At 55.9% G+C, this 13,947-nt stretch carries 10 protein-coding genes; 9 read left to right on the forward strand and 1 reads right to left on the reverse strand.

Features of this window, described 5'->3' with window-relative positions; genetic code table 11:
- Nucleotides 1–222: 222 nt before the first annotated feature.
- Genes ssuE through ssuB form a run of 5 tightly spaced genes read left to right on the forward strand, consistent with a single transcriptional unit; the run spans nt 223 to nt 4,463 of the window.
- Nucleotides 223–798, forward strand: coding sequence for an NADPH-dependent FMN reductase (ssuE, locus tag M8014_RS07420; RefSeq protein WP_271281876.1), 576 nt, complete (start codon nt 223–225; stop codon nt 796–798).
- The gene (locus M8014_RS07425) at nt 791–1,753 is read left to right on the forward strand and encodes a sulfonate ABC transporter substrate-binding protein (RefSeq protein ID WP_271281877.1); all 963 of its coding nucleotides are present in this window, start codon (nt 791–793) and stop codon (nt 1,751–1,753) included. The genes ssuE and M8014_RS07425 overlap by 8 nt, the downstream gene beginning before the upstream one ends.
- Nucleotides 1,750–2,895, forward strand: a complete 1,146-nt coding sequence (ssuD, locus tag M8014_RS07430; RefSeq protein WP_271281878.1) for an FMNH2-dependent alkanesulfonate monooxygenase — start codon at nt 1,750–1,752, stop codon at nt 2,893–2,895. The genes M8014_RS07425 and ssuD overlap by 4 nt, the downstream gene beginning before the upstream one ends.
- Before the next feature lie 9 nt (nt 2,896–2,904).
- Nucleotides 2,905–3,696 carry an aliphatic sulfonate ABC transporter permease SsuC gene (ssuC, locus tag M8014_RS07435; protein ID WP_271281879.1) on the forward strand — a complete coding sequence of 264 codons (792 nt, stop codon included), beginning with the start codon at nt 2,905–2,907 and terminating at the stop codon, nt 3,694–3,696.
- Nucleotides 3,693–4,463: an aliphatic sulfonates ABC transporter ATP-binding protein gene (gene ssuB / locus M8014_RS07440; protein ID WP_271281880.1), complete on the forward strand. Its 771-nt coding sequence runs from the start codon at nt 3,693–3,695 to the stop codon at nt 4,461–4,463. Before ssuC ends, ssuB begins: the two co-directional genes overlap by 4 nt.
- 533 nt (nt 4,464–4,996) lie before the next feature.
- On the opposite strand, the gene pepN is transcribed toward ssuB, so the two are convergent.
- Nucleotides 4,997–7,609: an aminopeptidase N gene (pepN, locus tag M8014_RS07445; RefSeq protein ID WP_271281881.1), complete on the reverse strand. Its 2,613-nt coding sequence runs from the start codon at nt 7,607–7,609 to the stop codon at nt 4,997–4,999.
- Nucleotides 7,610–7,880: 271 nt separating this feature from the next.
- On the opposite strand from pepN, the gene pncB reads away from it, so the two are divergent.
- From pncB to M8014_RS07465, 4 genes are all read left to right on the forward strand, one after another.
- Complete coding sequence (pncB, locus tag M8014_RS07450) at nt 7,881–9,083, forward strand: nicotinate phosphoribosyltransferase (RefSeq protein ID WP_271281882.1); 1,203 nt, start codon at nt 7,881–7,883, stop codon at nt 9,081–9,083.
- A gap of 162 nt (nt 9,084–9,245) precedes the next feature.
- Nucleotides 9,246–10,646: an asparagine--tRNA ligase gene (asnS, locus tag M8014_RS07455; protein ID WP_271281883.1), complete on the forward strand. Its 1,401-nt coding sequence runs from the start codon at nt 9,246–9,248 to the stop codon at nt 10,644–10,646.
- Between the two features lie 609 nt (nt 10,647–11,255).
- A complete protein-coding gene (locus tag M8014_RS07460) occupies nt 11,256–12,410 on the forward strand; it encodes a porin (protein ID WP_418939600.1) in 1,155 nt (384 codons plus the stop codon).
- A gap of 184 nt (nt 12,411–12,594) precedes the next feature.
- Nucleotides 12,595–13,785, forward strand: coding sequence for an amino acid aminotransferase (locus M8014_RS07465; RefSeq protein WP_271281885.1), 1,191 nt, complete (start codon nt 12,595–12,597; stop codon nt 13,783–13,785).
- Nucleotides 13,786–13,947 lie beyond the last annotated feature (162 nt).

Genomic DNA, 13,947 nt, shown 5'->3' on the forward strand with positions numbered 1-13,947 from the left:
AACCGGGGGCGAATTATCAGCGATCGCAGCCGGAAAGGGAATTGACCTGAGGCAAAAAAAACGTCTCTCAACGCAATCGTTTCCTTTTTTCCCCCGCGTTATTCGTTTTTTAGCATTTGTCTTGCAGATAAATCATTTAGCGGAATAAGCCGCCAGTGACACACTGCCTGTAAATGTTATCAATGTTAGATAAAAGCAAACAATTCGTTATAAGGAGCAGCTATGCGCATCATCACTCTGGCCGGAAGTCCGCGATTTCCCTCACGCTCCAGCGCCTTGCTGGAATATGCCCGTGAACAACTCACGTCGCTGGATGTGGAGGTGTGCCACTGGAATCTGCACAACTTTGAGCCGGAAGATTTACTCTACGCCCGCTTCGAGAGCCCGGCGCTTAAAGCGCTTAATGAGCAACTTAAAGACGCTGACGGGCTGATTGTGGCGACCCCGGTCTATAAAGCTTCGTTTACCGGCGCGCTGAAAACCCTGCTCGACCTGCTGCCGGAGCGCGCGCTGGAGGGCAAAGTGGTGCTGCCGCTGGCGACAGGCGGCACCGTGGCCCATTTACTGGCGGTGGATTATGCCCTGAAGCCGGTTCTGAGCGCACTCAAAGCGCAGGAGATCCTGCACGGCGTGTTTGCCGATGACTCGCAGGTGCTCGACTATCAGCACAAGCCACACTTTACCCCAAACCTGCAAACCCGTCTCGACAGCGCGCTGGAGACCTTCTGGCAGGCGCTGCACCGCCGTGACGTGCAGGTTCCCGCCTTTGGTCATCTGAAAGGAGTCGCCCATGTTTAAATCCCTTGCCCGTTTAAGCCTGGCGGGCCTTGTGGCACTCTCTGGCCTGGCGCACGCCGCAGAGCCCACGCCCGAGAGTCTGCGCATTGGCTATCAGAAAGGCAGCGTCAGCATGGTGCTGGCCAAAAGCCATCAGCTGCTGGAAAAACGCTACCCGGACACCAAATTCTCGTGGATTGAGTTTCCGGCAGGCCCGCAGATGCTGGAGGCACTGAACGTCGGCAGTATTGATCTGGGCAGCACCGGCGATATCCCGCCCATCTTCGCCCAGGCCGCTGGCGCAGATCTGCTGTACGTAGGCGCTGAACCGCCCAAGCCTAAAGCCGAAGTGATTCTGGTGGCCGAAGATAGCCCGATCAAAACCGTAGCCGATCTGAAAGGCCGTAAAATTGCCTTCCAGAAAGGCTCCAGCGCGCACAATCTGATTCTGCGTGCACTCCAGCAGGCGGGCCTGACCTTCAAGGATATTCAACCGGTTTACCTCTCCCCGGCCGATGCCCGCGCGGCCTTCCAGCAACATAACGTGGACGCCTGGGCCATCTGGGACCCCTACTACTCTGCGGCCCTGCTGCAGGGCGGCGTAAAAGTACTGAAAGACGGTGAAGATCTGAAAAAGACCGGTTCCTTCTATCTGGCTGCACGTCCTTACGCAGAAAAGAACGGTGAATTTGTGCAGGGGGTGCTGAACCTCTTTACCGAGGCCGACGCCCTCACCCAGAGCCAGCGTCCGGCCAGTATCACCCTGCTGGCGAAAACCCTCGGTCTGCCGGAGCCGGTCATCGCCAGCTATCTCGACCACCGCCCACCGGGCGTTATTAAACCGGTTGATGCCCATACCGCGGCCCTGCAACAGGAGACCGCTGATCTGTTCTACGCCAATCGCCTGGTGCCGAAAAAAATCGATATCCGCGACCGTATCTGGCACCCCACTGCGCCACAAGGAGATAAGTCATGAGTCTGAATCTGTTCTGGTTTTTACCGACCCACGGTGATGGACATTATCTTGGCACCGAAACGGGTGCCCGCCCGGTCGACCATGCTTATCTGCAGCAGATTGCCCAGGCAGCAGACCGGATTGGCTTTACCGGGGTGCTGATCCCTACCGGCCGCTCCTGCGAAGACGCCTGGCTGGTGGCGGCGTCGTTGATCCCGGTGACCCAGCGTCTGAAGTTCCTTGTGGCCCTGCGCCCGAGCGTCACCTCCCCGACGGTGGCCGCGCGTCAGGCCGCCACCCTCGACCGCCTGTCGAACGGACGCGCCCTGTTTAACCTGGTGACCGGCAGCGATCCCCAGGAGCTGGCGGGCGACGGCGTCTTTTTAGATCATACCGAGCGCTACGAAGCTTCTGCTGAATTCACCCACGTCTGGCGTCGTCTGCTGGAAGGGGAGAACGTCACCTTCGAGGGCAAACATGTTCACGTTCGCGACGCGAAGCTGTTCTTCCCGCCGATCCAGCAGCCGCGTCCCCCGCTCTACTTTGGCGGATCGTCGGATGTTGCGCAGGATCTGGCTGCTGAACAGGTCGATCTGTATCTCACCTGGGGCGAACCGCCTGAGCTGGTGAAAGAGAAAATCGAGCAGGTACGCGCCAAAGCGGCAGCGCATGGCCGTAAAGTCCGATTTGGGATCCGCCTGCACGTGATTGTGCGCGAAACCAACGCAGAGGCGTGGCAGGCCGCTGACCGCCTGATTTCCCATCTGGACGATGCAACCATTGCGAAAGCGCAGGCCGCCTTTGCCAGAACCGATTCCGTCGGCCAGCAGCGGATGGCGTCACTCCATAACGGTAAACGCGAGAACCTGGAGATCAGCCCAAACCTGTGGGCTGGCGTCGGCCTGGTGCGCGGTGGCGCGGGCACCGCCTTAGTGGGTGATGGCCCCACCGTAGCGGCGCGAATTAACGAATATGCAGAGCTCGGGATCGACAGCTTTATTCTTTCCGGTTATCCGCATCTCGAAGAGGCGTACAAGGTCGGCGAACTTCTGTTCCCGCATCTTGACGTGACGATCCCAGAGATCCCTCAGCCGCAGCCGCTCCAGCTTCAGGGCGAGGCAGTGGCTAACGATTTTATCCAGCGCAAAGTCGCGCAGAGCTAAGGAGGACGCATGGCTAAACCTGCCCAAAAATGGCTACTGCGCATCGCGCCCTGGCTACTCCCTGCGGGTATCGTCGTTATCTGGCAGCTGGCATCGTCGGTGGGTTGGTTATCGAGCCGCATTCTACCTTCCCCGGAAGGCGTAGTGGAGGCATTCTGGACGCTGAGTTCCAGCGGTGAGCTGTGGCAGCATCTGGCGATCAGCTCCTGGCGCGCGGCCATCGGATTCTCTATCGGTGGGTCGATCGGTCTGACGCTGGGGTTAATCAGCGGCCTGTCGCGCTGGGGCGAACGGCTGCTGGATACCTCGATTCAGATGCTGCGTAACGTGCCGCATCTGGCGCTGATCCCGCTGGTAATCCTGTGGTTCGGCATCGATGAAACCGCCAAGATATTCCTTGTGGTGCTGGGCACGCTGTTCCCGGTCTATATCAACACCTGGCACGGCATCCGTAATATCGACCGTGGGCTGGTGGAGATGGCGCGCAGCTACGGTTTATCCGGTTTCTCGCTGTTCCTGCACGTTATTTTACCCGGTGCCCTGCCCTCGATTATGGTCGGAGTACGGTTCGCCCTCGGGCTGATGTGGCTGACGCTGATCGTGGCAGAAACTATCTCGGCGAACTCCGGTATCGGCTACCTGGCGATGAACGCCCGCGAATTCCTGCAAACGGACGTGGTGGTGGTCGCCATTATTCTTTACGCCCTGCTGGGCAAGCTGGCAGACGTCAGCGCCCAGTGGATCGAACGCAGCTGGCTGCGCTGGAATCCGGCCTATTCGAAGAAGGAGGAACACGCATGAATACTGCCCGCTTAAATCAGGGGACGCCGCTGTTGCTCAATGGCGTCACTAAGCGCTACGGCGACAACACCATTCTTAACGAACTGGAACTGCACATTCCCGCCGGTCAATTCGTGGCGGTGGTGGGCCGCAGCGGGGGTGGTAAAAGCACCCTGCTGCGCCTGCTGGCCGGGCTGGAGGCACCAAACGCCGGTGAGCTGCTGGCCGGAAATACCCCGCTGGCGGAGATCCAGGACGATACCCGAATGATGTTCCAGGACGCGCGGCTGCTGCCGTGGAAAACGGTAATTGATAACGTCGGTCTGGGGCTGAAAGGCAACTGGAAAGCTCAGGCGTTACAGGCGCTGGCCACCGTCGGGCTGGACAATCGCGCGGATGAATGGCCTGCCGCCCTTTCCGGCGGGCAAAAACAGCGCGTGGCGCTGGCCAGGGCCCTGATCCATCGTCCGGGGTTGCTGCTGCTGGATGAGCCGCTGGGCGCGCTGGATGCGCTGACGCGGATCGAGATGCAGGATCTGATCGTCTCGTTATGGCAGGAGCACGGCTTTACGGTGCTGCTGGTGACTCACGATGTGAGCGAAGCCGTGGCTATGGCGGACCGGGTGCTGCTGATTGAGGAGGGCAAAATTGGGCTGGATCTGACTGTTGACCTTCCACGTCCTCGTCGGGTGGGTTCGGCGCGGCTGGCGGAGATGGAAGCCGAGGTTTTGGATCGGGTGATGAGGCGTGGAGTGACGGAGCGGCATTTCGCGACGGCTAATGCCTGATGCCCTCACCCTGGCCCTCTCCCACAGGGCTGAGGGATCCCCACAAAAAAATTGGCACGGTCGGCCCCCTCTCCATTCAGGGAGAGGGTTGGGGTGAGGGGGGGCATGCGGCTACGGTGATGGTTCCGTTCACTTTAAGTTCTGTGCTTCTCTGCCAGTCGCGTCACCCGTGAACGTGCCAGGGCGGCTCAATCGCCACCGCCCTGGCTACCCGGGCTCCCGGCAAGAAAATCGTCGCTACGCGATACCCTCAGCTTATTCCTTCCGGCTTCAGGTCGGGCGCGATCCTACATCCATGTAGGTCACGCCCTCTCGGCGCATCCATGCGCCTCGCCCCGGCCTGCAGGAAACGCTTCGGCGATTTTCAGCCGGACCAGGGTATCGCTGTAAGTGATTTATTCTCTTGTCATTATTCCGTTGCTTTAAGATTAAAAATTACTGGGGATTGGTCAGCCCACAGGAGAGGGTACAACCATTAAAAAAGGCAACTTGCGTTGCCTTTTCGCTTTTACCTTGTCACGGGGCGTTGTTTATCAGGCCAGCGCCTTAGTGATCTTCTCGTACAGATCCCCGGACAGATTATCCAGCCCTTTCAATTGTTCCAGCGCCGCACGCATCTTCGCCTGACGTTTTGCATCATAGCGTTTCAGGCGGATCAGCGGCTCAATCAGACGTGACGCCACCTGCGGGTTACGGCTGTTCAGTTCCGTCAGCATCTCCACCATAAACTGGTAGCCGCTGCCGTCTTCCGCATGGAAGGCAGCCGGGTTGCTGCTGGCAAAGGCACCAATCAGCGAACGCACGCGGTTCGGGTTGCTCAGGGTGAAAGAGCGGTGCTCAAGCAGGCTGCGCACTTTGTTCACCACACCTGCCTCTGGGCTGGTGGACTGCAGAATAAACCACTTGTCCATTACCAGACCGTCCTGATGCCATTTGTCGTCATACGCCTGCATCAGCGCATCGCGGCATGGCAGTTCCGCCGCCACGCTCGCCGCCAGGGCCGCCAATGCATCGGTCATGTTGTCCGCGCTGTGGTACTGCTTGCTCACCAGATCGTTTGCGAGTTCTGTTTCGCCAAACGCCAGATAGCGCAGGCAGGTGTTACGCAGCGCACGCTTACCAATATCAGCATGCTCAACGCGGTACTCATCCAGCTTGTTATGGTGGTAAAGCGCCAGGAACTCATCCGCCAGCTCAGTCGCCAGGGTACGGGTCAGGGCTTCGCGCACCGTGGTAATGGCAATTGGATCGATGATATCGAACAACTCGGCGATTTCAGTCGCCGACGGCAGGGTGAGGATCTCCGCGGCCAGTGCCGGGTCGATCTTCTCGTCCAGCAGAATGGCGCGGAAAGCGTCGGCAACGTGAGCCGGCAGCGACAGCGGCTGGCCCTGCTGGTGACGCGCGACGTTCAGCTTGATGTAGGTCGCCAGCAGGCTCTGGGCGGCATCCCAACGCGAGAAGTCGTTACGCGCGTGACGCATCAGGAAGGTCAGCTGCTGGTCGCTCCACTTGTACTCCAGCTTAACCGGCGCAGAGAATTCGCACAGCAGCGCAGGCACCGGCTGGAAGTAGACGTTATCAAAGACAAAGGTCTGCTCAGACTGGGTCACGTTGAGGACGTTATGCACCGGATGACCGTCTTTTTTCAGCGGGATAACCTGGCCTTCGTTGTCGTACAGTTCAATCGCAAACGGGATGTGCAGCGGGTGCTTCTCTTCCTGCTCGGCAGTCGGCGGCGTCCGCTGGCTAATGGTCAGGGTATACAGTTCGGTTTCCGGGTTGTAGTCATCCTTCACGGTGACAACTGGCGTACCCGCCTGGCTGTACCAGCGGCGGAAGTGCGACAGATCCACATTGGAGGCGTCTTCCATCGCCTGCACAAAGTCATCGCAGGTAGCTGCACTGCCGTCATGACGCTCGAAGTAGAGCTGCATCCCTTTCTGGAAGTTCTCTTCACCCAGCAGGGTGTGGATCATACGAATAATTTCGGAACCTTTCTCATACACCGTCAGGGTGTAGAAGTTGTTCATTTCAATAACTTTATCCGGACGGATCGGGTGCGCCATCGGGCTGGCGTCTTCGGCAAACTGTAACCCACGCATGGTGCGCACGTTGCTGATGCGGTTAACCGCACGTGAACCCAGATCGGAGCTGAACTCCTGATCGCGGAACACGGTTAAGCCCTCTTTCAGGCTCAGCTGGAACCAGTCGCGGCAGGTCACGCGGTTGCCGGTCCAGTTGTGGAAATACTCGTGGCCGATCACCCGCTCGATGTCGAGGTAGTCTTTATCGGTGGCGGTGTCGGTACGCGCCAGCACGTATTTGGAGTTAAAGACGTTGAGGCCTTTGTTCTCCATCGCGCCCATATTAAAGAAGTCGACGGCGACGATCATATAGATGTCGAGATCGTATTCGAGGCCGAAGCGCTCTTCGTCCCACTTCATGGAGTTGATAAGCGAGGTCATCGCCCACGGGGCACGATCGAGGTTGCCGCGATCGACAAACAGCTCCAGCGCCACGTCGCGACCGGAACGGGTCGTGAAGGTGTCGCGCAGGACGTCAAAATCACCCGCCACCAGCGCAAACAGGTAGCACGGTTTCGGGAACGGATCCTGCCATTGCACCCAGTGGCGTCCATTCTCCAGCTCACCCTGCCCGACGCGGTTGCCGTTGGAGAGCAGGAACGGGTATTTGGTTTTATCAGCGATAATTTTGGTGGTAAAGCGCGCCAGAACGTCCGGGCGATCCAGATACCAGGTGATATGGCGGAAGCCTTCAGCTTCGCACTGGGTACACAGCGCCTCACCTGACTGGTACAACCCTTCCAGCGCGGTATTGGCCGCCGGGCTGATTTCGTTAACGATGCGCAATGTGAAGCGCTCTGGCAGGTTATCCAGTACCAGCTGGTTATCTTCTTCTTTATAGTCAGTCCAGGCCTGGTCGTTCACCTGCACTGAAATCAACGTCAGATCTTCGCCATTCAGGCGCAGCGGAACCGCGGTGGCGTTATGGCGCGTCACCTGGCTGACCGCCGTGACAACGGTTTTAGTGGCATCCAGGTCAAAAGTCAGATCGATATCGCTAATCAGGTAATCCGGCGCACGGTAATCGTGGCGGTATTTGGCTTGAGGCTGTTGTGTCATAGAAAACCTTTTGCATCGTTTGTCGAATGTCGAATAGCAAACCAGTCTATTCCTGTTGTGTAGATCGCGCTACGCAGAATGTTCATCTTTTCAGGCACAAACGCCCTATTTGCTACATTTATATAACATGCGGCACAAATTGCCCTCGACCCTCCCCCAGGCTTGTGGTGTGATCGGGGTTCAATAAATCGCTAAACAAGGTATACTCCAGCGGTTTCAATAGTTGTTTATTGTACTAAACGCTTCCGTGAGAGGATGCTACTGCGGCCTTATGACTCAATTCGCTTCTCCTGTTCTGCATACGCTGCTGGATACCGATGCGTATAAACTGCACATGCAGCAAGCCGTTTTTCACCAATACGACGACGTACAGGTCGCGGCTGAGTTCCGCTGCCGGGGTGACGATCTGCTTGGGATCTATGCCGATGCTATCCGCGAGCAGGTTGACGCGATGCAGCATCTTCGCCTGCGTGACGATGAATTCCAGTGGCTTTCCGGCCTGCCCTTCTTTAAAGAAGACTACCTGCACTGGCTGCGGGAATTCCGCTACGATCCGCGTCAGGTCACCATCACCAACGATAATGGCAAACTGCATATTCGCCTCGAAGGCCCCTGGCGCGAAGTGATTATGTGGGAAGTGCCGCTGCTGGCGGTGATCAGTGAACTGGTCCACCGCTACCGTTCGCCTGACGCGAACGTTGAGCAGGCGCTGGAAACCCTGGAGAGCAAGCTCGTTGAGTTCTCGCATCTGACCGACACGCTGGATATGTCGCGTTTTCGTCTGATGGATTTTGGCACCCGTCGCCGTTTCTCCCGCGAGGTGCAGCAGGCCATTGTCGAACGCCTGCAGCAGGAGCCGTGGTTTGTCGGCACCAGCAATTACGATCTTGCCCGCCGTCTGAACCTGACCCCAATGGGCACTCAGGCGCACGAATGGTTCCAGGCGCATCAGCAGATCAGCCCGGAACTGGCTACCAGCCAGCGCGCGGCGCTGGCTGCCTGGCTAACCGAGTACCCAACTCAGCTCGGCATCGCCTTAACCGACTGCATTACCATGGACGCCTTCCTGCGCGATTTCGGACCGGAATTCGCCACGGTTTATCAGGGGCTGCGCCATGATTCCGGGGATCCGCTGGAGTGGGGTGAGAAAGCCATCGCCCATTATCATAAGCTTGGCATCGACCCGCAGAGCAAAGTGTTGGTCTTTTCTGACAATCTCGACCTGCCAAAAGCAGTAGCGTTATACCGCCATTTCTCCTCGCGGGTTAACCTCAGTTTTGGCATCGGCACCCGCCTGACCTGCGATATCCCCCAGGTAAAACCACTGAATATCGTGATCAAACTGGTGGAATGTAACGGCAAGCCGGTAGCGAAACTGTCTGACAGTCCGGGCAAAACCATTTGCCATGACAAAGCCTTCGTCCGCGCACTGCGAAAAGCCTTCGACCTGCCGCAGATAAAAATCGCCAGCTGATCGTTCAGGGGAGCCATTCGCGCTCCCTTTCTTTTATTTATTTATCAATTCTTCCGTTAACATTGCGAAATCTGCTTGTCTGATGGCAGATGCCAGGTAACATAGATATCCCCCATTGAAGGGGATACAGATTTTATTTTTGGACTACATAGAGAGACTATTATGAGCGTTGTGCCTGTAGCCGACGTACTCCAGGGCCGCGTAGCCGTTGACAGCGAAGTCACCGTACGTGGATGGGTGCGTACCCGCCGAGATTCAAAAGCTGGCTTTTCTTTCCTGGCCGTCTATGACGGTTCCTGCTTTGATCCTGTACAGGCCGTCATTAATAATTCTCTGCCCAATTACAATCAGGAAGTGCTGCGTCTGACGACGGGCTGTTCTGTGGTTGTCACCGGCAAGATTGTGGCGTCTCAGGGTCAGGGCCAGAGCTTTGAACTGCAGGCGACATCAATTGAAGTGACCGGCTGGGTTGAAGATCCGGATACCTATCCGATGGCGGCAAAACGCCACAGCATTGAGTATCTGCGTGAAGTTGCCCACCTGCGTCCGCGTACCAATATGATTGGTGCCGTCGCACGCGTGCGTCATACCCTCGCCCAGGCGCTGCATCGCTTCTTCCATGAGCAGGGCTATTTCTGGGTCTCCACGCCGCTGATCACCGCCTCCGATACCGAAGGCGCGGGTGAGATGTTCCGCGTCTCCACGCTGGACATGGAAAACCTGCCGCGCACGCCAGAAGGCAAAGTGGACTTCGACAAAGATTTCTTTGGCAAAGAGTCCTTCCTGACCGTTTCTGGTCAGCTGAACGGCGAAACCTATGCCTGTGCCCTGTCCAAAATCTACACCTTTGGTCCAACCTTCCGTGCAGAAAACTCCAATACCAGCCGCCACCTGGCGGAATTCTGGATGCTGGAGCCGGAAGTGGCCTTTGCTAACCTCGACGATGTTGCAGGTCTGGCAGAAGCGATGCTGAAGTACGCCTTCAATGCCGTACTGACCGAACGCGCAGACGACATGAAGTTCTTCGCGGAACGCGTCGACAGCGATGCCATCTCCCGTCTGGAACGTTTCGTGTCGGCTGACTTCGCGCAGGTGGATTACACCGATGCGGTGACGATCCTCGAAAACTGCGGGCAGGCGTTCGAGAACCCGGTTTACTGGGGTGTTGACCTCTCCTCCGAGCACGAACGTTATCTGGCCGAGAAGCACTTCAAAGCTCCGGTAGTCGTGAAAAACTACCCGAAAGACATTAAGGCGTTCTACATGCGCCTTAACGAAGACGGTAAGACCGTAGCGGCGATGGACGTGCTGGCCCCAGGCATCGGCGAAATCATCGGTGGTTCTCAGCGTGAAGAGCGTCTGGATGTGCTGGATGCCCGTATGGCTGAAATGGGCCTCAACAAAGAGGACTACTGGTGGTATCGCGATTTACGTCGTTACGGTACCGTCCCGCACTCTGGTTTCGGGCTCGGCTTCGAACGTCTCATCGCCTACGTGACCGGCGTACAGAACGTGCGTGATGTAATTCCATTCCCGCGTACCCCGCGCAGCGCCACATTCTGATTTTCGCGTAATTCATGGCCAGCATCCGCTGGCCATTATTTTATTCTGCACTGTCAACTTATGTCAGTTGAAAGTCAGCGTCGTTAAAGTGCAACCCCGCAAGATCCACTCCTCTGTTACGCAGTGTTTCCATGAAATATCTCTGAACAAAAAATAAACCGTATTATTATTGCGCCTAATGCTTTTCTTAAGCTTTAGCACAATTATCAGTCAAATACCTGGCTATCCAGAAGTCCATAATCAGAAATAAGAAAAACAGTATGCTAATGGTTCGCGCCATAAAAAAAGATGTTATCTAAAATTATTATAAGCAATTCATATAGATAGAAATGGAGGAGGTTTAATTTTCGCCACTCAACGCCGAAGTTTGAGATAGTTCACAAAGTTCCTTAAAATACATGTTTTGTTACACATACTTTCTTCTTGTAACCGATTCTTGATGTTTGTAGCACTTTCAGGCTAGCGAAACGGTTATTTGAATGGAAAGATGCCTGTCAGATACATAAAGACACCAAACTCTCATCAATAGTTCCGGAAATATTTATTGACAGAATTTATTGACGGCAGTGGCGAGTGTCATAAAAAAACCAATGAGGGTAATAAATAATGATGAAGCGCAATATCCTGGCAGTGGTTATCCCTGCCCTGCTGGCAGCCGGTGCAGCTAACGCAGCAGAAATCTATAACAAAAACGCTAACAAGCTGGACTTCTACGGTAAAGCAGTAGGCGAGCACGGCTGGACCACCACTGGTCACTCCGATAACTCCGACAGCACCTATGCGCGTATCGGCTTCAAAGGCGAAACCCAGATCAACGACCAGCTGACTGGTTACGGTCACTGGGAATACAACATGAACGCCTCTAGCGCTGAAGGCGCTCAGAGCACCAACACCCGTCTGGCATTCGCGGGTCTGAACTTTGGTGATGCAGGTTCTATCGACTACGGCCGTAACTACGGCGCAATCTACGACGTCGGCGCTTACACCGATATGTTCGTTGTATGGGGCGGCGACTCCTGGGTTGCTACCGACAACTTCATGAACGGTCGTTCTGCTGGCCTGCTGACTTACCGTAACAGCAACTTCTTCGGTCTGGTTGATGGCCTGAGCCTGGCTCTGCAGTATCAGGGTAAAAACGAGCGCAGCAACGTTGTTGCTCCAAGCGTAAACGACCAGGGCCAGATCACTCTGGGCCGTGCGGGTAACGGCGCGAAAGGTAACGGCGAAGGCTTCAGCACCTCCGCACAGTACGATTTCGGCGAAGGCTTTGCGCTGGTAGCAGGTTATGAAACTGCTGACCGTACCGACGAGCAGGTTGCAGCAGGTAACTCCGCTGCATGGGCAAGCGCTGGCGGCAGCCGCGCTGAAGCATGGGCAACTGCTGTTAAATATGATGCGAACAACATCTATGCTGCAGTTTCTTACGCTCAGACCTACAACATGACTCGTGAAGCTGACAACAACTTCGCTAACAAAACTGACAACCTGGAAGCGGTTGTACAGTACCAGTTCGACTTCGGTCTGCGTCCTTCCCTGGGCTACGTCCAGTCTCAAGGTAAAGACCTGAAAGCACGTGGCGGCTTCTCTGGCGGCAACGAAGATCTGGTTAAATACATCGAGCTGGGTTCCTGGTACTACTTCAACAAGAACATGAACGTGTACGCAGCGTACAAATTCAACCTGCTGGACGACAGCGCATACACCGAAGCTGCTGGCCTGTCTACCGACGACCAGGCTACTGTGGGTATCGTTTACCAGTTCTAATCAGTACACCACTTTGTTATATGTCTAATAAACAGGGCTTCGGCCCTGTTTTTTTATGTCCGAAAGCAAAAAGTGGCGACTTTTGAAAAGCCGCACGCTTTTCGTCGCAAACGGTTGGCATTTTGTAAAACTATCGTTAACCTGATAGCGGATTTCACTTCTGTAATCACAATGGAACTTCGTCATGTTTGAGAACATTACCGCCGCCCCTGCCGACCCTATTCTGGGCCTGGCCGATCTGTTTCGTGCCGATGACCGCCCTGGAAAAATCAACCTGGGTATTGGTGTCTATAAAGATGAAACCGGCAAAACCCCGGTGCTGACCAGCGTTAAAAAAGCCGAGCAGTTCTTGCTGGAAAACGAAAACACCAAAAACTACCTTGGCATCGATGGTATCCCGGAATTTGGTCGCTGCACTCAGGAGCTGCTGTTCGGCAAAGACAACGCGATCATCAGCGACAAGCGTGCCCGCACGGCACAAACCCCTGGCGGTACCGGTGCGCTGCGCGTGGCGGCGGATTTCCTGGCTAAAAACACCGACGTTAAAACCATCTGGGTGAGCAACCCAAGCTGGCCAAACCATAAAAGCGTCTTTAACTCAGCGGGTCTGGAAGTGCGTGAATACGCCTACTATGACGCGGTGAACCACACTCTGGACTTTGACGGCCTGCTGGCCAGCCTGAGCGAAGCGCAGGCGGGTGATGTGGTGCTGTTCCACGGCTGCTGCCATAACCCAACCGGTATCGATCCGACGCTGGAGCAGTGGGAACAGCTGGCAAAACTGTCCGTTGAAAAAGGCTGGCTGCCGCTGTTCGACTTCGCCTATCAGGGCTTTGCCCGTGGTCTGGAAGAAGATGCAGAAGGCCTGCGCGCGTTCGCCGCGCTGCACAAAGAGCTGATTGTTGCCAGCTCCTACTCCAAGAACTTCGGCCTCTACAACGAGCGCGTAGGCGCCTGTACGCTGGTGGCATCTGACGAGCAAACCGTTGATCGCGCATTCAGCCAGATGAAATCCGTGATTCGTGCTAACTACTCCAACCCGCCAGCACACGGCGCGTCAGTGGTTGCCACTATTCTCAGCAACGACGCCCTGCGCGCCATCTGGGAACAGGAACTGAACGACATGCGTCAGCGCATTCAGCGCATGCGTCTGCTGTTCGTGAACACCCTGGCGGAAAAAGGCGCGGATCGCGACTTTAGCTTCATCATCAAACAGAACGGCATGTTCTCATTCAGCGGCCTGACCAAAGAACAGGTTCTGCGTCTGCGTGAAGAGTTTGGCGTGTACGCGGTGGCATCCGGTCGTGTGAACGTGGCAGGCATGACGCCAGATAACATGGCGCCGCTGTGCGAAGCGATTGTAGCTGTGCTGTAATATCGCCATCAGACACAAAAAAGCCTGCATATGCAGTAATGCCGATCAGTTAAGGATCGGTTGATCGATCCAGTGGCTGTGTAAGAATCCGGAAATGTTCACTCGTTTCCGGATTTTTTTATGCACATTGGACAGGCTCTTGATCTGGTATCCCGTTACGAT

The sequence above is a fragment of the Silvania hatchlandensis genome, from assembly GCF_025564065.1.
GTDB lineage: Bacteria > Pseudomonadota > Gammaproteobacteria > Enterobacterales > Enterobacteriaceae > Enterobacter > Enterobacter hatchlandensis.